The sequence below is a fragment of the Achromobacter agilis genome, assembly GCF_900496965.1.
GTDB lineage: Bacteria > Pseudomonadota > Gammaproteobacteria > Burkholderiales > Burkholderiaceae_B > Achromobacter > Achromobacter agilis.
In genome coordinates, this window is record NZ_UFQB01000032.1 from 26137 (window position 1) to 50760 (window position 24624).

At 67.1% G+C, this 24624-nt stretch carries 23 protein-coding genes and 1 tRNA gene; 10 read left to right on the top strand and 14 right to left on the bottom strand.

Features of this window, described 5'->3' with window-relative positions:
• Nucleotides 1-38 precede the first annotated feature (38 nt).
• Nucleotides 39-542 carry a GNAT family N-acetyltransferase gene (locus AGI3411_RS26850; RefSeq protein ID WP_129530365.1) on the top strand — a complete coding sequence of 168 codons (504 nt, stop codon included), beginning with the start codon at nt 39-41 and terminating at the stop codon, nt 540-542.
• Here AGI3411_RS26850 and AGI3411_RS26855 read toward each other — a convergent pair.
• On the bottom strand, nt 539-1477 hold the full coding sequence (locus tag AGI3411_RS26855; RefSeq protein ID WP_129530366.1) for a LysR family transcriptional regulator: 939 nt from the start codon (nt 1475-1477) through the stop codon (nt 539-541). The genes AGI3411_RS26850 and AGI3411_RS26855 overlap by 4 nt on opposite strands.
• Before the next feature lie 89 nt (nt 1478-1566).
• Between AGI3411_RS26855 and AGI3411_RS26860 the strand changes: the two genes are divergently transcribed.
• From AGI3411_RS26860 to AGI3411_RS26870, 3 genes are read left to right on the top strand one after another with little or no spacing between them, the layout of a single operon-like run.
• Nucleotides 1567-2781: a CaiB/BaiF CoA transferase family protein gene (locus AGI3411_RS26860; protein ID WP_129530367.1), complete on the top strand. Its 1215-nt coding sequence runs from the start codon at nt 1567-1569 to the stop codon at nt 2779-2781.
• Nucleotides 2781-3845 (top strand): NADPH:quinone oxidoreductase family protein, encoded by a 1065-nt coding sequence (locus tag AGI3411_RS26865; RefSeq protein ID WP_129530368.1) that lies wholly within the window; start codon nt 2781-2783, stop codon nt 3843-3845. Before AGI3411_RS26860 ends, AGI3411_RS26865 begins: the two co-directional genes overlap by 1 nt.
• A complete protein-coding gene (locus tag AGI3411_RS26870; RefSeq protein WP_129530369.1) occupies nt 3794-4807 on the top strand; it encodes a Bug family tripartite tricarboxylate transporter substrate binding protein in 1014 nt (337 codons plus the stop codon). Before AGI3411_RS26865 ends, AGI3411_RS26870 begins: the two co-directional genes overlap by 52 nt.
• A gap of 24 nt (nt 4808-4831) precedes the next feature.
• Here AGI3411_RS26870 and AGI3411_RS26875 read toward each other — a convergent pair whose 3' ends face one another.
• From AGI3411_RS26875 to AGI3411_RS26920, 10 genes are all read right to left on the bottom strand, one after another.
• A complete protein-coding gene (locus tag AGI3411_RS26875; RefSeq protein ID WP_129530370.1) occupies nt 4832-5620 on the bottom strand; it encodes a class I SAM-dependent methyltransferase in 789 nt (262 codons plus the stop codon).
• A gap of 110 nt (nt 5621-5730) precedes the next feature.
• Nucleotides 5731-6822, bottom strand: a complete 1092-nt coding sequence (gene ychF, locus AGI3411_RS26880; RefSeq protein ID WP_129530371.1) for a redox-regulated ATPase YchF — start codon at nt 6820-6822, stop codon at nt 5731-5733.
• Between the two features lie 96 nt (nt 6823-6918).
• Nucleotides 6919-7704 carry a CPBP family glutamic-type intramembrane protease gene (locus AGI3411_RS26885; protein WP_129530372.1) on the bottom strand — a complete coding sequence of 262 codons (786 nt, stop codon included), beginning with the start codon at nt 7702-7704 and terminating at the stop codon, nt 6919-6921.
• A complete protein-coding gene (gene pth, locus AGI3411_RS26890) occupies nt 7704-8300 on the bottom strand; it encodes an aminoacyl-tRNA hydrolase (RefSeq protein ID WP_129530373.1) in 597 nt (198 codons plus the stop codon). The genes AGI3411_RS26885 and pth overlap by 1 nt, the downstream gene beginning before the upstream one ends.
• Nucleotides 8301-8397: 97 nt before the next feature.
• A complete protein-coding gene (locus AGI3411_RS26895; protein ID WP_129530374.1) occupies nt 8398-9015 on the bottom strand; it encodes a 50S ribosomal protein L25/general stress protein Ctc in 618 nt (205 codons plus the stop codon).
• Nucleotides 9016-9160: 145 nt separating this feature from the next.
• Nucleotides 9161-10111, bottom strand: coding sequence for a ribose-phosphate pyrophosphokinase (locus AGI3411_RS26900; RefSeq protein WP_006227587.1), 951 nt, complete (start codon nt 10109-10111; stop codon nt 9161-9163).
• Between the two features lie 145 nt (nt 10112-10256).
• Nucleotides 10257-10333: transfer RNA gene (locus AGI3411_RS26905), tRNA-Gln, on the bottom strand.
• A gap of 1 nt (nt 10334) precedes the next feature.
• Complete coding sequence (gene ispE / locus AGI3411_RS26910) at nt 10335-11246, bottom strand: 4-(cytidine 5'-diphospho)-2-C-methyl-D-erythritol kinase (RefSeq protein WP_129530375.1); 912 nt, start codon at nt 11244-11246, stop codon at nt 10335-10337.
• A gap of 7 nt (nt 11247-11253) precedes the next feature.
• On the bottom strand, nt 11254-11817 hold the full coding sequence (gene lolB, locus AGI3411_RS26915) for a lipoprotein insertase outer membrane protein LolB (RefSeq protein WP_129530400.1): 564 nt from the start codon (nt 11815-11817) through the stop codon (nt 11254-11256).
• Nucleotides 11818-11849: 32 nt separating this feature from the next.
• Nucleotides 11850-13736 (bottom strand): tetratricopeptide repeat protein, encoded by a 1887-nt coding sequence (locus AGI3411_RS26920; RefSeq protein WP_129530376.1) that lies wholly within the window; start codon nt 13734-13736, stop codon nt 11850-11852.
• On the opposite strand from AGI3411_RS26920, the gene mutM reads away from it, so the two are divergent.
• From mutM to AGI3411_RS26940, 4 genes are all read left to right on the top strand, one after another.
• The gene (gene mutM / locus AGI3411_RS26925) at nt 13735-14562 is read left to right on the top strand and encodes a bifunctional DNA-formamidopyrimidine glycosylase/DNA-(apurinic or apyrimidinic site) lyase (protein WP_129530377.1); all 828 of its coding nucleotides are present in this window, start codon (nt 13735-13737) and stop codon (nt 14560-14562) included. The genes AGI3411_RS26920 and mutM overlap by 2 nt on opposite strands.
• Nucleotides 14563-14700: 138 nt before the next feature.
• On the top strand, nt 14701-15654 hold the full coding sequence (locus tag AGI3411_RS26930; RefSeq protein ID WP_129530378.1) for an MBL fold metallo-hydrolase: 954 nt from the start codon (nt 14701-14703) through the stop codon (nt 15652-15654).
• Between the two features lie 117 nt (nt 15655-15771).
• Nucleotides 15772-17451: an FAD-dependent oxidoreductase gene (locus AGI3411_RS26935; protein WP_129530379.1), complete on the top strand. Its 1680-nt coding sequence runs from the start codon at nt 15772-15774 to the stop codon at nt 17449-17451.
• A gap of 15 nt (nt 17452-17466) precedes the next feature.
• Nucleotides 17467-17670, top strand: a complete 204-nt coding sequence (locus AGI3411_RS26940; protein ID WP_129530380.1) for a DUF2783 domain-containing protein — start codon at nt 17467-17469, stop codon at nt 17668-17670.
• A gap of 40 nt (nt 17671-17710) precedes the next feature.
• Here the strand turns inward: AGI3411_RS26940 and AGI3411_RS26945 are convergent, their stop codons facing one another.
• Nucleotides 17711-18619: a LysR family transcriptional regulator gene (locus tag AGI3411_RS26945; RefSeq protein WP_129530381.1), complete on the bottom strand. Its 909-nt coding sequence runs from the start codon at nt 18617-18619 to the stop codon at nt 17711-17713.
• A gap of 166 nt (nt 18620-18785) precedes the next feature.
• On the opposite strand from AGI3411_RS26945, the gene hmgA reads away from it, so the two are divergent.
• Nucleotides 18786-20084: a homogentisate 1,2-dioxygenase gene (gene hmgA / locus AGI3411_RS26950; RefSeq protein ID WP_129530382.1), complete on the top strand. Its 1299-nt coding sequence runs from the start codon at nt 18786-18788 to the stop codon at nt 20082-20084.
• A 119-nt stretch (nt 20085-20203) separates the two neighbouring features.
• Nucleotides 20204-21523, top strand: a complete 1320-nt coding sequence (gene fahA, locus AGI3411_RS26955; RefSeq protein WP_129530383.1) for a fumarylacetoacetase — start codon at nt 20204-20206, stop codon at nt 21521-21523.
• Nucleotides 21524-21549: 26 nt separating this feature from the next.
• Here the strand turns inward: fahA and AGI3411_RS26960 are convergent, their stop codons facing one another.
• Together AGI3411_RS26960 and AGI3411_RS26965 are read right to left on the bottom strand one after the other, a co-directional pair.
• Nucleotides 21550-22452 carry an acetyltransferase gene (locus AGI3411_RS26960; RefSeq protein ID WP_129530401.1) on the bottom strand — a complete coding sequence of 301 codons (903 nt, stop codon included), beginning with the start codon at nt 22450-22452 and terminating at the stop codon, nt 21550-21552.
• Between the two features lie 196 nt (nt 22453-22648).
• Complete coding sequence (locus AGI3411_RS26965; protein ID WP_129530384.1) at nt 22649-24544, bottom strand: LTA synthase family protein; 1896 nt, start codon at nt 24542-24544, stop codon at nt 22649-22651.
• Nucleotides 24545-24624 lie beyond the last annotated feature (80 nt).

Sequence of the window (24624 nt, forward strand, 5' to 3'; positions counted from 1 at the left end):
CCGGCGCCGCCCCAACCCGATTGCAGGAGGAAACCCGCATGAATCCCGACACTCCGCGAAGCGCGGACGCCATCACGATCCGGAATCTCGATCCGGGCGACCAGGACCAATGGGCGCGGCTGTACCGGCAGTACGCGGCGTTCTACCGCGCGACCATGGACGACGAGATCCTGCGGCGCACCTGGTCATGGCTGATGCGGCCCGAGCATGCCGAAGAAGGCATCGTCGCCGAGACGCAAAGCGGCGAGCTGGCAGGGCTGGCGCACTACCGCCCGTTTCCCAAGCCGCTGCTCGGACGGGACGCCGGATTTCTCGATGACCTATACGTCGCGCACGCGCACCGCGGACAAGGCATCGGCCGCGGCCTGATCGTGGCGGTAGCATCCATTGCCCACGCCCGCGGCTGGCCCCTGGTGCGCTGGATTACCGCCCGCGACAACGCGCCGGCGAGGCGGCTCTATGACGGGGTTTCGCAAGCGACGCAATGGATCACCTATGACCTGGAGCCTGGCGGATACGGTGCGCCCGGCGGCCGCGCCTAGCCCGCCTGCGCGCGCTGCCAGTCGCCGCGATGCCGTTCGATGTGCTCGCGCAGGTGATCCACCAGCGTGCGCGTCGCCATGGACGGAAAGCGATTGGGCGCGGTCAGCAGGTAGATCGCATCGCCCACGCCTTCGGGTTCCAGTTCGGGCAGCACTTCTACCAGCGTGCCTTCGCGCAGTTGGCTCCACACGGCATAACGCGGCAGCAGCGCCACGCCCAGGCTTGCAAGCACGGCATCGCGCAGGAAGGGATAGTCGCCCGATTGCAGCCGGGGCGCCACGCGCAGCAGCAGGGGATCGCCATCGTCGCGCTTGCAGCGCAGGTCGAAACGCCGCCCCAGCGATTGCGGCGCGATCAGCGAGCAATCGCTCAGCTGCTCCAGCTGAGCGATTGCGCCGTGCTGCGCCAGGAACGCGGGCGTGGCGCACAAGCACCATTGCACATCGCAGATGCGACGCGCGACGTGGTCTTCCGGCGGCGCGGACGTGATCTTCAACGCCATGTCGACTTCGGCCGATACCAGGTCGCCGATGGCGTCATTGATATGCACGCGCAATGAGATGTCCGGATAGCGGCGCGTGAAATCGAGCAGCACGGGCGCCAGATACAGATGGCCCAGGCCCGTCGGCAGGCGGATGCGGACATCGCCGCGCACGCTGCCGTCCAGGCTGTGGATGGAGGCCTGCGCCGTGCGCATTTCATCCAGCAGGCGCACGCCGTGCTGGTAGAGCAGCTGGCCCGCCTGCGTCAACTCGACATGGCGGGTCGTGCGGCGCAATAGCTGCGACCCCATCGCCAGCTCCAGCCGCTTCAGGCGATGCGACATATTCGAACGGGTCATGCCGCAGCGTTCGGCCGCGGCGCTGAGATTGCGCGACTCGGCCATGGCGACGAACAGCCTGACCAGGTTCAGATCCAGCTCTTTGTCAATTATTGTTCACCATTCAAGGCACAAGTACGCAGATTGTCCAGCCGATGGGCCGAGTCTACCATCGGCTCATCGACGTTTTTCCCTTGGATGCCATGGACTCCGCCGTTGCCGCCGATATGAACGATGGCCCTTTTTCCGGCCTGCGCGTGCTCGATATCAGCCAGGGTATCGCCGGCCCGTATTGCGGGCAGATGTTGTGGCAGCAAGGCGCGGAGGTCGTCAAGGTGGAGCCTCCCGCGGGCGACTGGGGCCGTCATGTAGGCACCGTGGCCGGCGCGCACAGCGCGCTGTCGGTGGCCTACAACGCGGGCAAGCGCGGCGTTTGCCTGGATGCCCGCCATCCGGCGGGGCGCGAGGCGCTGCGACGCCTGGCGGATGGCGCCGACGTACTGATCCAGAACTTCCGTCCCGGCGTCGCCGCGCGCATGGGGGTGGGCTACCAGGATCTTGCGCCCCACGCGCCCGGCCTGGTCTACGTATCGATCAGCGGCTACGGCGAAGACGGCCCCTACGCCAGCGCCCCCGCCTCCGATTCCGTCATGCAGGCCGACAGCGGCCTGATGTATGCCAATCAGGACGAGGCGGGCGTGCCGCGCCGCATCGGCGTGCTGATGGCCGACATCGCCACTGCGCTCTACGCCGCGCAAGCCACCATGGCCGCGCTGTACCGGCAGGCCCGCACAGGATTGGGCAGCCACGTCCAGCTGAGCCTGTTCCAGGCTTGCGCCGCGCTGCAGGTCAACGACATCCTGGCTTACGGCATGGCGGGCGCGCGCCGCGCCGGCCCGGTGAGCGCGCCCAACGGTGTGTTCGACACCGCCGACGGGCGCCTTTCGGTGCTGGCGCTGAACAACGATCAGTTCGCCCGGCTCTGCCGCGCCCTGGAGCGCCCCGAGTGGCTGCTCGACCCGGCCTATGCCGACAACGCCGGCCGCATGGCGCGGCGCGAAACCCTGCACCGCGAACTGGCCGCGCAACTCGCCACCCGGACGTCCTGCCACTGGATCGAACGGCTGTCGCGCGAGGACGTGCTGCATGCCCGCGTACGCGGCTACGACGAACTAGCCGCCCATCCGCAGGCCCAGCACGTAGATCTGCTGCAAACGCTGGCCCAGCCCGGCGTCGGCGCGCTGCCTTACGCCGCGCTGCCGGGCCTGGCGCAACGGCGCCCGCTTGCCGCCGCGCCCGCGATCGGCCAGCATACCCGCGACGTGCTGCGCGATTGGGGCTGGACCGCCTCCGACATCCAGGCGCTGCTGGCGGCCGGCGCACTGGTGCAGGGCAACGTCCAGGCGGAGGCCGCGTGATGCGCGCCCTGCTCTGCGAACAGTTCGGCCCCGCGCAGCAAGTAGCGCTGCACGACACGCCCGACGCGCCGCCTCCCGGCCCCTTCGAAGTCACCATCGCGGTGGAGTACGCCAGCGTCAGCCATGCCACCAAGCTGCTGATCGAAGGCCGCTACCAGACCCGTCCGCCGATGCCTTTCGTGCCCGGCACCGAAGCGGTCGGCCACGTGCTGGCCTGCGGCAGCGCGGTAACGCGCCTGCGCCCCGGCGATCGGGTCGTGGCGCTCTCGCGCTGGGGTTGCTATGCCGAACGGCTGACCCTGCCCGAATACACCGTCTACGCCGTGCCGGACGGCCTGGATCCGCTCCAGGCGCTGCCCGTGCCCATTTCGTATGGCACGGCGTACTGCGGCCTGCTATGGCGCGCGGCCCTGCAGCCCGGCGAAACCGTGCTGGTGCTGGGTGCGGGATCGGGCGTCGGCCTGGCTGCGGTAGAGCTGGCCGCCCTGCTGGGCGCGCGCGTCATCGCCTGCGCCAGCACCGAAGCCAAGCGCGAGGCCGCGCGCGTGGCGGGCGCCTGCCACGCCATGGCGGCCGACGACGGCATGGCGGCCGCGGTCAAGGCCCTGACCGCCGGCCGCGGCGCCGACATCGTGTTCGACCCGGTGGGCGGCGCCGCGTTCGGCCACGCCGCGCGGGCCGCGGCGGCCAACGCGCGCATGCTGTCGGTGGGCTTCGCCAGCGGCGACGTGCCGCCCGTCCCCTTGAACCTGCTGCTGGTCAAGAACATCGCATTGCATGGCTTCTTCTTCGGGCGTTATATCGGCTGGACGCCGGCCGATGAGCGCGTGGTCCATGCGCCCGCCATGCAGCGGGCCATGGCGACCCTGTTCGACTGGACGCGCAGCCTGCGCATCCATCCCGCAGTAACGGCGGTCTATCCGATCGCCGAACTTGCCGCCGCGCTCCAGGCGCTGGAAAGCCGTCAGGTCGTGGGCAAAGTGGCGCTCAAAATAATATCGGAGACTCGCCCATGCAATCCCTCACCGCCCATCGCGGCAGCAGCGCAAGATACCACCGACTGAACCTCCGCGGCACGGTGCTGGCCCTGGCATGCGTCAGCGTGCTGGCCGCCGCGCCCGCCGCCGCCGCGGACGACTATCCCAGCCGTCCGATCACGATGGTCGTGCCCTACCCGCCCGGCGGCCCGACAGACATCGTCTCGCGCCTGGTCGCGGCCGAAATGTCCAAGACCATCGGCCAGAACATCATCGTCGACAACAAGCCCGGCGCCAGCGGCATGATAGGCGCCGACCTGGTGGCCCGCGCCGCGCCGGACGGCTACACCTTCCTGGCCAACGCCTCGCTCCACGTCATCAACCCATACATCTACCGCAGCATGCGGTATGACGCCTTCAAGGACTTCACGCCCATCACGCAGCTGGCCGACGTGCCCTTGGTACTGGTGGTGCCCCAGACCAGCACCGTGAAAACCCCGCAGGACCTGGTGGCGCAGGCAAAAGCGCAACCGCTGAACTTCGGCTCGGCCGGCAGCGCGTCCGCCCAGCAACTGGCCGGCGAATCGTTCAAGGCGCGCACCGGCCTGCCGATGCAGCACGTGCCCTACAAAGGCAGCGCGCCCGCGCTCACGGACCTGGTCGGCGGCCAGATCCAGTTCATGTTCGACTCCATGCCCTCGGCCACCCCGTTCATCAAATCGGGCAAGCTGCGCGCCGTCGCGGTCACGGTTTCGGAGCGCGTGCCGGAATTCCCGGATGTGCCCACCATGGCCGAGTCCGGTTTCCCCGGTTTCGACATCAGCACCTGGTACGGCCTGTGGGCCCCCAAGGGCACGCCGCCGGCCATCGCCGCCAAGCTCGCGGAACATGCCGCGCTCGCGCTGCGCCAGCCCAACGTGATCAGCCAATATGCATCCATGGGCGCCAAGCCCGTAGGATCCGCGCCCGCCGACTTCGCGCGGTTCAACGAAACGGAAGGCAAGAAGTGGCGGGAGATCGTGACGGCAGCGGGCATCACGCCACAGTAACCGCGGGCCCGCCAAGGCCCGGCCTCAGCCCTTCACGCTGCGCGTGGCAATAAAGGCGGGCAAGTACTTCTCGATCTCGAAGCGCGGGCTGGGATGCATCTCTTCCAGGAAGCCAGCGATCGTGAAGCCCGCCGCCAACTGGCCGCCGATCTGGCTACTCAGCCCGTGGCCGAACATCATCGGCTCATTGCGCGCGACCTTGGCGGCCCGCTCAGCCTCGCTCAACTGTTCGAGGTCGGAATACGGCACGGCGAAGCGCGGCCGGATCAGCCCCTGCCGCGCAAACGCGGGGTCGCGGTCCGCGATGAACACGGCGGGGTTGAAGAAACTGCTGATCAACACCCCGTTCTTGCGCAGCATGCGCCAGCACTCGTTCCATACCGGCTGGATATCCGGCACGAACTGGTTGGAAATCGGATGCAGGATCAGGTCGAAGGCCCCATCCGGAAACCGCGACAGGTCGCGCATGTCTCCCTGCTCGAGCGTCAACGCCAGGCCGTCGCGCCGAGCAACCATCGCGTCCCGCGCCAGCTGCTCGCTGGAGAGATCCAACACCGTCACCCGGGCCCCCACCGCCGCCAGCACCGGCGCCTGCTGGCCGCCCGCCGACGCCAGGCACAGCACATCCTTGCCCGCAACATCGCCCAGCCAATCGGCCGGCAGCGGAGACGGCGTCACGCAGACGCCCCATTCACCCCGCCGCGCGGCTTCAATCGCCTCGCTAGTCACGGGCCGCGACCACGGACTGTCCTGCCGCGCCCGGTGATTCCAGGCGGCGGCGTTGTGCTCCAGCAGGTCGAAAGTCTCTGGCATGGTTGAATCTCCATTGGTCGGCAGGGCCGAAAAAAATCCACGCGAACCGTGGCGGCTTGCGTGGATTCTAGCGGGACGCTACGTCGTGTCCCGGAAACGCGGGGGATGGGTCAGACGTTGAACAAGAAATTCATCACATCGCCGTCCTGCACGATGTATTCCTTGCCTTCGGCGCGCATCTTGCCCGCTTCCTTGGCGCCCTGTTCGCCCTTGTAGGTGATGAAGTCTTCGTAAGCGATGGTTTGCGCGCGGATGAAGCCGCGTTCGAAGTCGGTGTGGATGACGCCGGCGGCCTGGGGCGCGGTGGCGCCGATCGGCACGGTCCAGGCGCGCACTTCCTTCACGCCGGCGGTGAAGTAGGTTTGCAGGCCGAGCAGCTTGAAGGCGGCGCGGATCAGGCGGTTCAGGCCCGGCTCTTCCATGCCCATGTCGGACAGAAAGGCCTGGCGGTCGGCGTCGTCCAGGTCGACGATCTCGGATTCGATGGCGGCGCAGATGGCGACCACGGGCGCATTGCGCTTCGCGGCGAATTCGGTCAGGCGGTCGAGCAGCGGGTTGTTGGCGAAGCCGTCATCGGCGACGTTGCCCACGTACATCGCGCGCTTGGCGGTGATGAAGCAGAGCTGGGCGATGTCGGCCTTTTCTTCGGTGCTCAGGTCCAGCGCGCGGATGGGCTGGGCCTGGTTGAGCTGGGCCACGCACTTTTCCAGCACGGCGACGATGCGCTGCGATTCCTTGTCGCCGGAACGCGCGGTTTTCTGGTGGCGCTGCAGGGCCTTCTCGGCGGTCTGCAGGTCGGCCAGGGCCAGTTCGGTCTCGATGACTTCGATGTCGGCGATGGGGTCGACCTTGCCGGCCACGTGGATCACGTTGGGATCCTCGAAGCAGCGCACCACGTTCACGATGGCGTCGGTTTCGCGGATGTGCGAGAGGAACTGGTTGCCCAGGCCTTCGCCCTTGCTCGCGCCAGCGACCAGGCCCGCGATGTCGACGAATTCGACGGTGGCGGACAGGATGCGCTCGGGCTTGACGATTTCAGCCAGCTTCTGCAGGCGCGGATCCGGCACTTCCACCACGCCGACGTTGGGCTCGATCGTGCAGAAGGGATAGTTCTCGGCGGCGATGCCGGCGCGGGTCAGAGCATTGAAAAGCGTCGATTTGCCGACGTTGGGCAGGCCGACGATGCCGCATTGCAGAGCCATGGGAATCCTGTGTGAGTACGGTATTGATCGTTAACGTTCTAGTTTACCCCGCCGGGCGGAATGGGTTTTCCGGAAACGGCGGGGCATGCGGCCCCGCTAACCGGCGGCGGTGGGGGCCCAGCGCATGATGAGCCAGATCATCAAAATGGGGCCGGCATTGAAAGCCGAGTGCAGCAGCATGGCCGCGCCGATGCCGCGCCGCACGCGCATCCAGCCCAGCACCAGTCCGGTCAGCCATTGCGGCAGGACCAGCAGCGGCAGAAGCCAGTACGGCGTCTTGGCATAGACGAAGTTGGTCAGGTGCACGGCCGCGAAGGTCAGCGCCACCAGGTGGAACACCAGGCCGAAGTGCCTCAGGTAGTAGCGGCGCCAAGTCGTGTCCCAGGCCTTCAGGGGCTCGGCGCGCTGGCGCACGCCCCAGCAGGCCAGTATCACGAATGCGGCCAGCAGAAGGCCTGTCCAGACCTTGGGGCCCCACAGGACCACGGGCAGCATCGCGGGGATCAGCCACAGGGCCTGCTTCGGGCGGCGCAGCCCATAGCGGAACAGCAGTTCTTCGACCAGCGGGGCCCAGATCACGGCGGTCAGCCAGGGGATGTTGGCGGGGTCGAGCCGGTGGGTCACGCCGCCCAGCCCGGCCGCCGCCACCGCCACCGGCCCCAGCGCGAATAGATTCAAGGCCCACAGCAGCGCGGCCCAGGCCAGCAGCCGTCCCGGCGAGATGCCCGGCCACCAGTCCGCCACCAGCCCGCTGGCGGCCGCCCGTCCGGGCAGGCGCGCGGCGGGGTGCGGGTGCCGGATGAAGCGCCAGAAATCCACGACTTCGCTGCGGAAGCGCGTTTTTCCTCGCGGCATGGCGGGCCGGTCGCCGGTTTCGGACATCAGGCGTCGTTGCCGCTATGGAGCTGGCGGGTCGCCAGCGGGAAGTCGCCGGCCAGCATGGCGGGCACGACGGCCCGGCAGCGGTCGATGACGGCTTCGATCTGCTTCTGTTCTTCGCGGCGCGGCGGATGCAGGACGAAGTCCGCCACCTGCTGCGCCAGGCCCAGCGTGCGCGGGTGGCCGATGCCGACGCGCAGGCGCCAGAAATTGGGGCTGCCCAGCGCGGCCTGAATATCCTTCAGGCCGTTGTGGCCGGCATGTCCGCCGCCCTGCTTGAGCTTCACCTGCCCCGGCATCAGGTCGAGTTCGTCATGCAGCACCAGCACCTGCTCCGGCGCCAGCTTGTAGAAGCGGGCCAACGCGCCGACCGCCTGGCCAGACCGGTTCATGTAGGTGGTGGGCTTGAGCAGCAGCACGTTATCCGCGCCCAGGCGGGCCTTGGCCACCATGCCGAAAAAGGACTTCTCCAGCGCGAAAGACGCACGCAGATCGTCCGCCAGGTGGTCGGCGAGCCAGAAGCCGGCGTTGTGCCGGGTGGTTTCGTAGTCGGGACCGGGATTACCCAATCCCACGATGAGGCGTATGGGAATAGACATGATGGGGGTGTTTAAACCAAAAAACCCTGCGCATGCAAATGCACACGCAGGGTTTCGGGCTCAAGCCGCCTGCGGGCCCCTAGGGCCCGAGGCAAACTTAGGCGGCCGGAGCTTCGGCTTCGCCTTCGTCGGCAGCGGCAGCGCCGCCCTTGACCACGGCAGTGGCGGCCAGCAGCGGGTTGGCATCGCCGCCGTGGGGGACGTACGTCACACCCTTGGGCAGCTTGATGTCGGCCAGGTGGACCGACGCGCCAGGCAGCAGGTCCTTCAGGTCGACTTCGATGAACTGGGGCAGAGCCGCCGGCAGGCAGGTCACTTCCAGTTCGGTCAGGACGTGGCTGATGATGGCGCCGCCCAGCTTCACAGCCGGCGAGATTTCAGCGTTGATGAAGTGGAACGGGACCTTGGTGTGCAGGGCCTGGTTGGCGTCCACGCGCTGGAAGTCCACGTGCAGGACTTGCGGCTTGTAGGCGTGCCATTGAACCGAACGCAGCAGGACTTGCTCTTCCTTGGCTGCGCCTTCCAGCGCCATTTGCAGGATCGACGCGTGGAATTCTTCCTTGCGCAGGGCGTGGTAGATCTCGTTGTGGTCGAGTTCGATGTTCAGCGGGGCAGCCGTACCGCCATAAACGATGGCGGGAACGCGGCCCGCGCGGCGCAGGCGGCGGCTCGCACTCGAACCCTGGACGCTACGCGCAGTGGCATTGAATTTCATGGATAACTCCAAAAACAATAAGGTGAAGAGACTTCACCGGTTAAATGCACGGCGCGCAAAACGCGCGCCGTGTTTGTTGCGCCTTGCCGCGACCAGCAAGACGCAAGAACTGAATATTCGGACTGTCTGTCCGTCGGCCGAGGCTTCAGTCGACGAACAGCGAGCTGACCGATTCCGCGTTCGAGATACGCAGGATGGTCTCGCCCAGCAGCGCGGCGCACGACAGCTGGCGGATCTTGCCGCTGGCCTGGCCTTGCTCGGAGAGCGGAATGGTGTCGGTGACGACGAGTTCGTCCAGTTCCGACGCTTCGATGCGGTCGATGGCGCCGCCCGACAGCACGGGGTGCGTGCAATAGGCGTAAACGGCGCCGGCGCCGCGGTCTTTCAGGGCCTGGGCCGCCTTGCACAGCGTGCCGGCGGTGTCGACCATGTCGTCCATGATGATGCAGGTGCGGCCGTCGACCTCACCGATGATGTTCATCACTTCCGACACATTGGCGCGCGGACGGCGCTTGTCGATGATGGCCAGGTCGGCTTCGAGCTGCTTGGCCAGCGCGCGGGCCCGGACCACGCCGCCGATGTCCGGGGACACGACGACCAAGTTCGAGAAGTTGCGGCGCCAGATGTCGCCCAGCAGGATCGGGCCCGCGTAGATGTTGTCCACGGGGATGTCGAAGAAACCCTGGATCTGGTCGGCGTGCAGGTCCATCGTGAGGACGCGGTCGACGCCGGCCACTTGCAGCATGTTGGCCACGACCTTCGCCGAAATGGCCACGCGCGCCGAGCGCGGGCGGCGGTCCTGGCGGGCATAGCCGAAATAGGGAATCGCGGCGGTGATGCGGCCGGCGGAAGCACGGCGCAGCGCATCGACCATCACCATGATTTCCATCAGGTTGTCGTTGGTGGGAGCACAGGTGGGCTGCAGGACGAAGACGTCCTTGCCGCGCACGTTCTCGTTGATCTCGACCATCACTTCGCCGTCCGAGAAGCGACCGACGGTCATCTTGCCCAGGGACATATCGAGGTGGTTGACTACGTCCACGGCCAGCCGAGTATTGGCGGTGCCCGTGAAAATCATGAAGCTATCGTTTGCCATGATGGATGATGCGATGGTCGTTTAAGACACTGACGAGTGATGCGGGGGGTGATACTGAACACCAGCCGATCCGGAAAATAAAAAAGCTGCTGAACCCGGGCCAGTGTCTTACAGGCGTGTTCAACAGCTTTGTTATGTATTCGGTTGGCTGGGGAGGAAGGATTCGAACCTTCGCATGCCGGAATCAAAATCCGGTGCCTTAACCAGCTTGGCGACTCCCCAACTATCTTGCAATCCAATTCCGCAACGGATGCTCAGCCAATCCAGTACAAGCCTGCACTAACCGAAACCGTGGATGCGTTCGGCTGATTTTTTTATCAGCGCCGCGCATTATAGCGGTAATTTCTGTTTTCGCCAAAACGGCTTCGGAAAGCTCGGAAAACTCGGCGTACAAACACGCACCAGATCCCGACATGCGAACTGCGATGCCCTGAGGCTTCAGCTGTTCAGCAAGCCACCGCGATGCCCCAAGCACTTCTGGGTAAAGGCGGTAGACCACCGGCTCCAAGTCATTCCTGCCGAAGCAGAAAGTTGGCGAAGCAAGAAAGTCCGCTATTGTGATGTAAGAAGAATCCCTTGTCAAATCGGGTGCCGAAAATATTTCGGCAGTCGGCACGCTGGCGTCCGGCTGCGCCACCAGGTAGGCGCGTTCCGGCAGCGTGACGGCGGCCAGCTCTTCGCCCACACCCTGCGCAAACGCCGATTGGCCGAACACGAAAACGGGCACGTCGGCGCCCAGCGGCAAGGCCAGCGCCATCAGTTCGCGCCGGGACAACCCCGTTCCCCACAGCCGGTTCAGCGCGATCAGCGCCGTGGCGGCGTCGCTGGACCCGCCCCCCAGGCCGCCGCCCTGCGGGATACGCTTTTCCAGCCCGATCTGCGCGCCCTGCTTCGTGCCCGTGGCCCGCTGCAAGGCGTGCGCGGCGCGCAGCGTCAGATCCTGCTCCGGCGGCACGCCCGGCAGCGCCGTGGCGCGGCTGATGACGCCGTCGGCCCGCGCATCGAAATGCAGCGTGTCGCACAGGTCGATGAACCGGAAAGCGGTTTGCAGCAGGTGATAGCCATCGGGGCGCCGGCCCACGACATGCAGGAACAGGTTCAGCTTGGCGGGCGCGGGTACGTCGTAGAGCGTCACGGCGAAACTAGGGTTGGTTGACGACCAGCCGCAGCAGGATGCGGCGGCCCGGCTCCTGGCGCTCCAGGACCAGCAGCTGCGGCCCCAGCGCGTCGTAGCGCGACAGGCGCGCGCGCCAGCCGCCTTGCTCGAACGCCACCGGGCGGCCCAGGTCATCGCTGGTGACCTCGGTGGCTTCCGGCTGCGGAGCCAGCTTGCCGCGCAGCCAATCGCGCAGGCCCGACACGGGCACGCTGCTGCCCAGCGCCTCTCCGGCCAGGGCATCGGGGTTGTCGGCGACGAGGCGCGTGCCGTCGGCCTTGGTGAGGCTGGCGGCGCCCGGCCGCCCTTCCACGCGGGCTTCGGTCGAACCGAGCGGATTGGTCAGGTCGAGCACATAGCGGCGGCCGTCATCCGACCAGGAGAAACCGCCCTGCACCGCATTCTGCTTGCCGCTTTCTTCATTGACGGTGAGCGCAAAGCGGCCGATGCGTGAAAACGCGTCGGCGCTGGCGCCTTCGATCGGCTTGGGGGTGGTGCAGGCGGCCAGCACGGCTGCCAGCATCGCCATCAGCGCCCAGCGCAGCAACATCGCAGCATCGCGCAGGCGCGGGATTGCCGCGGTCACAGACGGACCCCCAGGCGCTTGATCACGTCCTGGACGGTCTTGTTCTTTGGATCCTTCTGCAGCGCGGCGCGCAGCAGGTCGACGGCCTGGTCTTGCTTGCCCTGGCTCCAGAGGACTTCCGCCAGGTGCGCGGCGATGTCGGCTTCCGGACGCACGCTGTAGGCGCGGCGCAGGTAATCCGCGGCGGCCGTGGAATCGCCCATCCGGTACTTCACCCAGCCCATGCTGTCCAGGATGAAGGGATCGTTGGGCGCCAGCTCCAGCGCCTGAGTGATCAGATCCAGAGCCTCGGGCAGGCGCTGGTTGTGATCGGCCAGGGTGTAGCCCAGCGCGTTGTAAGCGTGCGCGTGATCCGGATCCAGCGCGATGACCTGGCGCAACATGCGCTCCAGGTCAGCCAGGCGGTTCTCACGCTCATAGAGCATGGCCAGCTCGTACTTGATCTCGACCGTGTCGGGCATGGCCTGGTCGGCAGCCTCGAGCACCGAAACCGCCTGCGGCACGCGGTCCGCGTCGCGCAGGATCTGGGCCTTGGTCAGCACGCCCAACGTGCGTTCCTCGTCGTCCTGGGGGCCGGCGGCATCGATCATGGACAGCGCGCTGTCGATCTTGCCGCTCTTGGCGCGCAGCGCGGCCTGCCGCATGCGCACGGAATAGCGCAAGGTCGGGTCGTCGATGCGGCCCAGTTCGGCGATGGCATCGTCGTAGTGGCCCTGGTCTTCGGCGATCCGGGCCAGCAGCACGTGGGCGTCGGCGGCCGCGGCGCCGGCGTCGGTGGCGCCGGGCACGGTCGCACGCTGGCGCTGGTTCTGCACATCCAGGTATTGCTGCAGCAGCGTCTTGGCCTGCGGCAGCTGTCCGGCCTTGTAGGCCAACTGGGCCTGCATGAACAGCAGGTCGAAATCTTCCGGCGAGCGGCGCGACATGGCCTGCAATTCGGCCAGGGCGCCGTTGTAATCGCCGCTATCGGCCAACTGGCCGGCCAGCATCAGGCGCACCTTGCGCGCATTGGGATTGCGGTTGATATAGGCGCGGGCCTCGGCCTGCGCGCGCTGCGGATCCACCTTGGAGCCGTATTCCAGCACGCGCTGGGCGGCCGCCTCGGATTTGGGATCGGCGGCCAGGGCCGCGCGGGACTCCTGGGCGGCCCGCTCGTAGTCGCCCGCGGCGGAGGCCACGTCCGCCAGCGCCAGGTGCGCGGCGGGCAGCTTGCGCACGTTGTCGCTCAGGGATTCGTCCAGGATGCGCAGGGCCAGGCGGCGGTCGTTGAGCCGGCTCAGCACGGCCAGCGCCTGGCCGATGGCGGCGGGTTTGTCGCGGGAGGCGTCGATGCGGTTGCGCAGCGCCTGCGCCAGGCCCTTGGTCTGGCCATTGGCCGCGGCCAGCGCCAGTTCGGTGGAACTAGCCTCGATGTCGTTGGGGGACAGACGCGCCCAGACACGGGCTGCCTCCAGCGCGCCGGGCAGGTTGCCGCCGGCGAGCTGGAATTCCAGGGCGCGGCGGGCCAGCCGGGGATCGCTGGTGTCCCGGGCCAGGCCGAGCATGGTGGTCGCTGCGGAACCGTACATACCGCGCTGCGCGGCGATCTCGGATGCCAGCACACGATAAAAGATGTCGGCGGTCAGCGACACATAGGGTAACTGGCCCGGGCGCAGACGGATCACCTCGGTTTCAGGCTGGCGGCTCTGGGGCGCCATGCGGGGCCCGGTCGCATCGCGGGTCCGGCTGTCGGCGGCCTGCGCCGGCGGGGTCAGTATTGCTGCCAGCGCAAGCGCAAGCGCGGCAATCCCGATGTTCATTGGTTTGAAAGACGACTTCACGCGGCCCGTCCGGTTGATGGCACAATCTTCGTACACGCAATTGATGATCTTACACTGGCTCATGCCGGAACTGCCTGAAGTCGAAACCACGCGTCGGGGAATAGACGCCGTCATCACCGGCCGGACGCTGACGCGGCTGGTCGTCCACGAATCCCGCATGCGCTGGCCCATCCCGCCGGATCTGCCTGCCCTGGTCGGCGGCCGCGCCGTGCTGGAGTGCGCGCGCCGCGGCAAGTACCTGCTGCTGCGCTTCGAGCACGGCACCCAGATCGTGCACTTGGGCATGTCGGGGTCCCTGCGCAGCGTCGCCCCGGGCGAATTCCTGCGCAAGCACGACCACGTCGAATGGATCTTCGATCAGGCGGTGCTGCGCCTGCACGACCCGCGGCGCTTTGGCGCGGTGCTGTGGCACCCCGAGTCCGACGGCCCCATCGAGGCCCATCCCCTGCTGGCCAAGCTGGGCATCGAGCCCTTCGACCCGCGCTTCGACGGGGCGTGGCTGCACCGCCATTTCAAGAACCATGGCGCCGCCGTTAAGCAGGTGCTGCTGGCGGGCATGGCGGTAGTGGGCGTGGGCAATATCTATGCATCGGAAAGCCTGTTCCGGGCCCGCATCAACCCCAAGACCCCAGCCAACAAGCTTTCGCCGGCCCGCTGCGACCGGCTGGCGGACATGGTGCGCGCCACCCTGGCCGACGCTCTCACCTCGGGCGGCAGCACCCTGCGCGACTATGTCGGCGCCACGGGCGAGCCGGGGGCCTACTTCGAGATCCACGCGGCGGTCTATGAACGGGAAGGTCAGCCGTGCCGCGCCTGCGCCACCCCGATCCGGCGCTTCGTGCAGGGCCAGCGCGCAACCTACTACTGCCCGAAATGCCAAAGGAATTAAGCCTTCGCCCACCCGGAATCCACGGGAAATCCCTGTAAAAACAAGGACATTTGTTTATAGCAAACGTATTGCACAAACACTAACGCCGCGCTATATTTCTTCCACACCCCTATTCCTATAAAAGTGGAAGGAGCCTCCATGAGCAAGCAATTCGCCTCGCACGCCGACCTGGACGACAAGGTCGTCTCGTTCGAAAAACTGTCCGACAACGCCTATGCCTACACGGCCGAAGGCGACCCCAACACGGGCGTGATCATCGGCGACGAGGCTGTCATGGTGATTGACACCCAGGCCACTCCCGTCATGGCGCAAGACGTGATCCGCCGCATCCGCGAAGTCACCGACAAGCCCATCAAGTACATCCTGCTGTCGCATTACCACGCGGTGCGCGTGTTCGGCGCGTCCGCCTACGACGCGCAGGAAATCCTGGCCAGCCGCGACACCTATGACCTGATCGCCGAGCGCGGCGAGCAGGACAAGGCCAGCGAAATCGGCCGCTTCCCCCGCCTGTTCCGCAACGCCGAATCGATTCCGCCCGGCCTGGTCTGGCCGACGATGACGTTCAAGGGCGAAATGACCGTCAACCTGGGCAACCTGGAAGTCAAGCTGCTGCAAGTGGGCCGCGGCCACACCAAGGGCGACACCATCGCCTGGCTGCCCGAGCAGAAGATCCTGTTCGCCGGCGACCTGGTCGAATACCAGTCCACCCCCTACTGCGGCGACGCCTACTTCCGCGACTGGCCCACGACGCTGGACGCGCTGTCGGGCTTCGAAGCCGAAAAAATGGTCCCCGGCCGCGGCCCGGCGCTCAAGAACGCCACCGAAGTCCGCCAGGGCCTGGCCGGCACTCGCGCCTTCCTGACCGACCTGTACGGCGCCGTGAACCGCGGCGTGGCCGAAGGCAAGGACCTGAAGACCATCTACCGCGAGGTCTACGACTTCATGAAGCCGCGCTACAGCGACTGGGTGATCTTCGACCACTGCATGCCGTTCGACGTGTCGCGCGCCTATGACGAGGCCACCGGCTACAACGACCCGCGCATCTGGACCGACAAGCGCGACCTGGAAATGTGGGCGCAGCTGGAAGGCTGACCCGAAGGGGCCGCGGCAAACGGCCCCTCCCCGCCGAGCAGGAACCGGAATCGCGCGCCGCCAGGCAGCGCGCGGCGTCGGCGCATAAAAACAAAATGACCCACACAGGAGACAACCGTGGGAGACATCGATTTTCAGGCGATGGAGTTCGCCTATGAAAAGCACGCCGACCAGGCGGCCAGCCAGCTTGCGCGCCATCAGGTGGTGGTAGTGGGAGCCGGCCCGGTCGGCCTGACCACGGCGCTGGACCTGGCGCGCCAGGGCGTGCGCGTGGTGGTGCTGGACGACGACTTCCGGCTGTCGACCGGATCCCGCGCCATCTGTTTCTCCAAGCGCACGCTGGAGATCTGGGACCGTCTGGGCGTGGGTCAACGCATGATCGACAAGGGCGTGTCGTGGAACGTGGGCAAGGTCTTCTTCCGCGAGCAGGAAGTGTGGCGCTTCGACCTCCTGCCTGAGCCCGGCCATCGCCGCCCGGCCTTCATCAACCTGCAGCAGTACTACGCCGAAGGCTATCTGTACGAACAGGCGCGCCAGGAACCCAATATCGATCTGCGCTGGAAGAACAAGGTCGCCGGCGTGGAGCAGCGCGATGACGGCGTGGTCCTGAACGTGGAGACCCCCGACGGCGCATACACGCTGCACGCCGACTGGCTCATCGCCTGCGACGGCGCGCGTTCGCCGGTGCGCAAGCTGATCGGCCAGGAAAGCCATGGCCGCATCTTCCGCGACCGCTTCCTTATCGCCGACGTCAAGATGCAGGCGGACTTCCCCACCGAACGCTGGTTCTGGTTCGACCCGCCCTTCCATCCCAACCAGTCCGTGCTGTTGCACCGGCAGCCCGACAACGTCTGGCGCATCGACTTCCAGCTGGGCTGGAATGCCGATCCCATCGAGGCCGTCAAACCGGAAAACGTGCTGCCCCGCATCCGGGCCCTGCTCGGCCCCGACGCGCGCTTCGAACTGGAATGGGTCAGCGTCTACACCTTCGCGTGCGAGCGCATGGACAAGTTCCGCCACGGCCGCATCGTGTTCGCCGGCGACTCCGCGCACCGCGTATCGCCGTTCGGCGCGCGCGGCGCCAACAGCGGCGTGCAGGACGCAGAGAACCTGGCGTGGAAGCTGAAACTGGTGCTGGCCGGCCAGGCGCCCGACACGCTGATCGACAGCTACGGCGCCGAACGCGAATACGCCGCCGACGAGAACATCCTGAATTCCTCGCGCGCCACCGACTTCATCACGCCCAAGAGCGACATCAGCCGCAGCTTCCGCAACGCGGTGCTGAACCTGGCCAAGACCCACCCCTTCGCGCGCTCGCTGGTCAACAGCGGCCGTCTGTCGCTGCCCGCTACCTACGCGGCTTCGCCGCTGAACACGCCCGACGCGGACGCCTTCACGGGCCGCATGGTGCCCGGCGCCGTTGCGCTGGACGCGCCGGTGGAAACGCAGGGCACGCCGGATTGGTGGCTGTCGCAGCTGGATGGCGGCTTCGTGCTGGCGCTGTTCTGCGGGGACGCCCTGCCCGGCCGCGAGGCGCTGCTCGCCCTGCAGGCGCTGCGCCTGGCGCCCGTGCCGGTCAAGGCCGTCCTGGTGGCCAGCCCGCCATGCGATCTGTCCGCGCTGCCCGGGGAACTGGCCGCGGTGACGGACCGCGAAGGCTGCCTGGGCAAGCGCTACGACGCGCAGACCGGCACCGCCTACCTGATCCGCCCCGACCAGCACATCGCCGCGCGCTGGCGAGCCTTCGACGCCGCCGCCATCGCGGCGGCGGTCAACCGCGCCACGGGCCGCGCCTGAACCCCGAGGTCCTCCATCATGCTGATTACCGAAACCAACCTGATCTCGCCGGACGACTTCTACGAAGCGCTGATCGACACGCACCGCGACCTGAGCAACGAACAGAGCCAGGAGCTCAATGCGGCGCTGATCCTGCTGCTAGCCAACCACCTGGGCGACATGGACGTGCTGCGCGAAGCCTTGCGCCAGGCGCGCGCGTCGGTCGTGCCGCCCGCCTGACGGCGGGTGCGCGCCGAGCCGGGGCCCGCCCCGGTACGGCTCACGCCCCGACCGCGAACGCGTTCACGATCAGCGCGCGCAACCATTGGTTGCCGCTATCGCGGTCCACCCTGCGCTGCCAGTACAGATTGGTCTGCAGCGCGGGGACCTTCACCGGCGGCGTCATAAAGCGCAAGCCGAACGGCGGCGCGGCGCTGGCGGCGAGTTTCTCGGGCACCGTGGCCAGCAGGTCGGTGGCGCTCACGATATACGGCACCGCCGAAAAATGCGGCACGCTGAAGTGCTCGGCCAGGTCCACGCCCGCGCGTTCCATGGATTGGTTCACCTGCCCGTAGGGCGCGGCCCGCGAAACGATCAGGTGGCGCTCGGCCCGGAACGCCTTGATGCCCATGCCGGCGTGCGCTGTCGGGTGCGCCTGCCGGAACAGGGTGGCATACCCCTGGCGAAACAGCATGCGCGCGAGCGTGCCCGCCCCCATCTCATCGAAGGCGCCGATCGCCAGATCGACCCGCCCCGCCTCCATTTCCCGGGGCAGGTCCGGCCCCTGGATGCGCACTGAATCGATACGCACCTGCGGCGCGACCTGCACGCACACTTCCATCAGCCGGGGCATGAAATGGATCTCGCCCACGTCCGTCATCGCCACCCGGAACCGGCGGGTGCTGGTCGTGGCGTCGAAGACGTCCTGGTCCTTCAGCGCCTGCGACAGCACGGTCAGCGCCTCGCTGACGGGGCCTGCCAGGCGCTGCGCGCGCGGCGTGGGCAGCATGCCCTGCCCGGTGCGCACGAACAGATCGTCGCCGAAGGCCTCCCGCAGGCGGCGCAGCGCATTGCTGACGGCCGGCTGCGACAGGTCCATCCGGCGCGCCACCGCCGACAGGTTGCGGTCTTCAAGCAAATGCTGGAACAGCAGCAACAAGTTCAGATCGACGTCGCGCAGCTCGGCCATGGGCCTCTCCATTATTCACAAATTTTATAGTCTCTATTTTTGCATTCCCGTAGCCGCAAGGGAGAATTTTTCCGACAATGGCATATCGCCCTGCGGACCCGCTCCGGACGGGCCATCTGAACCAGGCCGCGCGGCCAAGCACCGCGCCGCCGCCCAGGAGGATTCCATGGAACTGCAATACCAAACCGGTTTCGGTAACGATTGCGCCACCGAGGCCCTGCCCGGCGCACTGCCGGTGGGCCGCAATTCGCCGCAGCAGTGCCCCTATGGCCTGTATGCCGAGCAACTCTCGGGCACGGCCTTCACGGCGCCCCGCAACGAAAACCGCCGCTCCTGGCTCTACCGCATCCGTCCCGGCGCCCAGCACAAGCCCTTCGAGCCCTTTGAAGGCGCCTCGGGCTGGCTCAGCACGTTCGGCCACGGCCCCGTCACGCCCAACCAGCTGCGCTGGAGCCCGATGCCGATTCCGGCCGCTCCCACCGATTTCCTGGAAGGGGTGAAAACCTGGGGCGGCAACGGCGGCCCCGACGAACAGGGCGGCGTGGGCATCCATCTGTACGCGGCCAACCGCTCGATGCAGGGCCGCTACTTCTACAACGCCGACGGCGAACTGCTGCTGGTGCCGCAGCAAGGCCGCCTGCGCCTGGCCACGGAGCTCGGCCTGATCGACCTGGAGCCCCTCGAAATCGCCGTCATCCCCCGTGGGGTGCGTTTCCGCGTGGAGTTGCTGGACGATACCGCCCGCGGCTACATGCTGGAGAACTTCGGCGCCGCGCTGCGCCTGCCCGAGCTGGGCCCCATCGGCTCGAACTGCCTGGCCAACGCGCGCGACTTCAAAACGCCCGCAGCCTGGTACGAAGACCAGGATGGCGACTTCGAACTGATCGCGAAATTCACGGGCGGCTTCTGGCGCGCCTCCATCGACCACTCCCCGCTGAACGTCGTCGCCTGGCACGGCACGCACGCGCCGTACAAGTACGACCTGCGCAATTTCAACACCATCGGCTCGATCAGCTACGACCATCCGGACCCCTCGATCTTCACCGTGCTGACCGCGCCGTCGGACACCCCGGGAACGGCCAACATGGACTTCGCGATCTTCCCGCCGCGCATCCTGGCCATGGAAAACACCTTCCGTCCGCCCTGGTTCCACCGCAACGTCGCCAGCGAGTTCATGGGCCTGATCCAGGGCGTCTACGACGCCAAGGCCGACGGCTTCGCCCCCGGCGGCGCCAGCCTGCACAACTGCATGAGCGGCCACGGCCCCGACGCGGAAACCTTCGAAAAGGCCTCCCACGCCGACACCGGCACGGCCCATTACATCCGCGACACGATGGCCTTCATGTTCGAGACCCGCCGCGTCATCCGCCCCACGGAACAGGCGCTGGCCTCGGTAGAATTGCAGGGCGACTATTACCGGTGCTGGCAGGGCCTCGCCAAGCATTTCGATCCCAAGAAGGCGTGACGGGAAAGCCCCGGCTTGCCACGCCCGCGGCGATGAGCGCAAGCTCATCGCCGTTTGGCATTTGGTTTTTTGCCCCTCTGGGGCAGCACGAATCACAACACTGAAAGAGACACGCAGCCATGACCACCACCATCAATGAAACCCACGACCCGTCCCTGAAGAGCTGGATCGCCAGTGCCAACACGAACGCGTCCGATTTTCCGGTGCAGAACCTGCCGTACGCCTCGTTCCGCCGCAAGGGCACGTCCGAGCCGTTCCGGGTGGGCGTCGCCATCGGCGACCAGATCCTGGACCTGGCCGCGCTGGGCGCCAGCCAGCCCTTCGAAGGCCTGGCCGCCGAGGCCCTGGCGGCCTGCGCCGCCGACAGCCTGAACGGGCTGATGGCGCTGGGCCAGGCGCACTGGAGCGCGCTGCGCCTGGCGCTGTCGCGCGCCCTGCGCGAAGGCGCCGCCCTGCGCGGCGCCATCGAGCCGCTGCTGGTCTCCCAGGCCGACGCCGAATACGCCACGCCGGCGCGCATCGGCGACTACACCGACTTCTACATCTCGGTGCACCACGCCACTGCGGTGGGCAAGCAGTTCCGTCCCGACAATCCCCTGCTGCCGAACTACAAGTGGGTGCCCATCGGCTACCACGGACGCGCGTCCAGCATCGGCGTGGATCAGAAGTTCCCCCGGCCCGTCGGCCAGACCCGCCCAGCCAACGAAGGCGAGGCGCCGCAATTCGGCCCCTGCGTCCGCCTGGACTACGAACTGGAACTGGGCATCTTCGTTGGCACCGGCAACGCGCAAGGCGACCGGATCAAGCTGGCGGACGCCGAATCGCACGTGTTCGGCCTGTGCATCCTGAACGATTGGTCGGCCCGCGACATCCAGGCCTGGGAATACCAGCCCCTCGGCCCCTTCCTGGCCAAGAACTTCGCCTCCACGATCTCGCCCTGGGTCGTCACCTTGGAAGCGCTGGCGCCGTTCCGCACACAATGGAACCGCGGCCCGTCCGAGCCGCAGCCGATGCCCTACCTGGAATCCGACGCGAACCGCGCCAAGGGCGCTTTCGACGTGCAAATGGAAGTGCTGCTGACCACAGAGAAGTCGCGTGCCGAAAAGCGGCCTCCCGCCCCGCTGTCGAGCAGCAACTTCCGCGACGCCTACTGGAGCGTGGCGCAGCTGATCACGCACCACACGGTCAATGGCTGCAACCTGCAGCCGGGCGACATGCTGGGCACGGGCACGCTGTCCGGCCCGCAGGCCGCCGAAGCCGGCTCGCTGCTCGAACTGAGCAACGGCGGCAAGGCGCCGATCGAACTTCCCTGGGGCGAAAAGCGCACCTTCCTGCAAGACGGCGACCAGGTCATCATGCGGGCCGAATGCGTGAAGGCGGGCTACCCGCGGATCGGCTTCGGGGAAAGCTCGGGCACGGTCCTGCCGGCGCGCGCCTGATCCCGAGGAGCTGGCGGCGCCCGCGCTCAGTTTGCGCGGCGCGCCGTCAGCCGCTCGATCTCGTCATCCTTGGCTTGCCACTGCTGCCCCAGCCAATGGTGGAATTCCGTTCGGAAAGCCTTGTCCCGGGTGTAGTCGGCGTCGCAGAAGGCCGGCGGCACCGGCAGCTGCCGCATGCGCACGACCACCTGCCCAGCACGGCCGCAAGCCAGGTCCCAGAAGCTGGGTATGCCTTCCGGATAGGCGATGGTGGCGTCGATCATCGAGCGAAAGCGCGAGCCCATCGCGTTCAGCGCCACCGCCAGCCCGCCCGCCTTGGGTTTTAGCAAATGACGGTACGGCGAGGCCTGCGCGGCCCGCTTGGCGTCGGTAAAGCGCGTGCCTTCGGCGAACACCATCACGCTGGTCGGCACCAGCGAAAACTTCTCGCACGCGCGCCGCGCGGCTTCCTGGTCCTCGCGCCCCAATGCGGGGTTGCGGCGCAATTCGGCCTTGCCATGGCGTTTCATGAACGGGAAGTCCAGCGCCCACCAGGCCAGGCCGATCACCGGCACGTAGATCAGCTGGCGCTTCAGGAAGAACTTCAGCAGGGGGATGCGCCGGTTCAGCGAATGCTGCAGCACGAAGATGTCTACCCACGACTGGTGATTGCAGTTGACCAGATACCAGTCCGCATAGCGCAGCCCGGCATGGCCCTGGATATCCCACGGCGCCCGCTGGATGCGCGCGAACCAGCCGGCGTTGCTGGACACCCAGGCCGTCGCAATGGCGTTGAGCACCGGGTCGACGCGGCGCCTGACCGCGGCGAAAGGCAGCAGCAGCTTGAGCAATGCCACCGGAAACAGCAGCAGGCACCAGAACACGGTGCTGACGGCCAGCAGCGCCACGCTGAATGCGCCGGTCATCCATGCAAACCGGCCGCGCGGCACCGGCAAGGCGCGGCGTTGCGGCAAGGGCTTGCCAGGAGCATCCGTGCTGCGTTGCATGGCGGCGGCGCGGGCCGCGTCGGAGGGCTGATCTGGAAAATTCATGGCCGCCAGTTTGCGGCCGCCGGACGGAAAATGGCTTGCGCAGGATCAACCCGGCCGGCATGCGACGGGCCCCGCCCAGGGACAAAATACCCCTTCAAGGCAAGCGGTATTTCTCCTCGCGGTATGCCCAGCTCGCCCACAGGGCGTGCGCCAGCGCCTCTTGCGTGAGCGTCGGATCCGCGGGCAGCACCGGGTCGTAGATTTCGTCCCGGCCCACCGGCGCCGCTTCATAACGGAACTCCTTGGGCGGCTTGGACGGCTCCAGCACCAGCAGCTTGTCGCCTTGCAGGTAGCCGAAATTGTCGGCGTATTGCATCATCGCGCGGTTGGGGTCGCGCTGCGTCAGGTCCACCCCCAGCATCGGGTTCACGTTGTCCAGGCCGATCAGCGACAGCAAGGTGGGCGCCATGTCGATCTGGCTGACCAGGCGGTCGTCCTGGCGGGGCGCGATGCCGGCCCCCAGGATCAGCGCCGGGATCTGGAAGTGCCGCACCGGCACCGGAATCGAGCCATAGACCCGCGAATCGTGATCGGCGATCACCAGGAACACCGTGTTGTCCCAGTAGGGAGCCTGCTTCGCCTTGTCGAAGAACTGGCCGAGCGCCCAGTCCGCATAGCGCACGGTGTTGTCCACCGAGGCGGGATCCCCCACGGGCGTGATGCGTCCGGACGGGTACTCCCAGGGCGAGTGATTGGTGACCGAGAACGCCAGCGTGAACACGGGCTTGTCGCCGTCGGTGCGCAGCAGCCGGTCCACCTGGTTGAACATGTCTTCGTCCGATGCGCCCCACGATCCTTCGAACACCGGGTCCACGAACTTGGGGCGGTCCACGATTTCGTCAAAGCCGTTGCCCAGGAAGAAGGCGCGCATATTGTCGAAGTGCGACTCGCCGCCGTACACGAAGCGCGAATGGTAGCCATGCTTGCCGAGCAGCTGCGCCAGCGTGAAGAAGCCGGTCTGCGAGCGCGGCAGCTTCACGACGGCGTCAGCCACGCTGGGCAGGAAGCCCGCCGTGACGGCTTCGATGCCGCGCACCGACCGCGTGCCCGTGGCGTAGGCGCGATGGAACATCCAGCCTTCCCTGCCCAACCGGTCGATATTGGGCGTCAGGTCGCGCCCGCCCAGGCTGCCCACGTACTGGGCGCCCAGGCTTTCCTGCAGGATGATCACGACGTTGAGGGGCTTGCCGCGCCGCACGGTGGCCTTCTGCTCGTGCAGGCTGGGATAGCGCGGATCCAGCGGCGCGCCGGTCATGCCAGCCTTGTCGCGCACGATGGCGTTCATCTCGTCCACGGACATCTTGGGATACATCGCCGCGGACGAGCGTTCGTCGCGCATGCGGTAGGCGGCGTCGAACACGCTGTACAGCGAATTCAGCGCCAGCGCATTGACCATAGCGTCCGAGCTGTACGCGACCTTGGCCGGATTGATCGGACGATGCTCCAGCGTGCCGCGCGCGCCCAGGAACACCAGCGCCAGGATCACGAGCGAGGCCAGCGGCCGCTTCCACCACGACATGAAAGGGTCGCGCACCCGGGTCGGAAACAGCTTGATCGCCATCCACGCGGCAAGCGCCAGCACCACGAAAGCGGCCAGCAGCACCCCCTTGTAGCCCTGCCACAGCATGGACCCGACTTCCTTGGGGTTGAGCAGGTAGATGAAATACAGGCGGTTCGGCCGGGTGTCGTATTCGGCGATGAACTGCGGCGTGGAGACCTCCAGCAGCACGTACAGCATCCACCACACGCGGAACCACCAGGCGGTAATGCGGGCGGCCAGCGGCCGGTGCCCGAACCACGGCGAGAACACCGCCGGCAGCGCGATCACCATCGACATCAGGCAGACGTCGATGCGCAGGCCGCCCAACAGCAGCGGCGCCAGCCCACCGGCCGCCTCCACGCGGTCCCACATCCAGAACGCCAGGCCCAGGCGCGAAAGCGTCAGCAGCGCCAGGACGGCAATGATGAACCTGAGGGTCAAGCGGCGCATGAACCCGCCCCCCGCTGGCCTTGGGATGCCTGCTCAATGGAAAAAATGCTGTGTGTACCGAGCAGAACCATGCCGCCTCG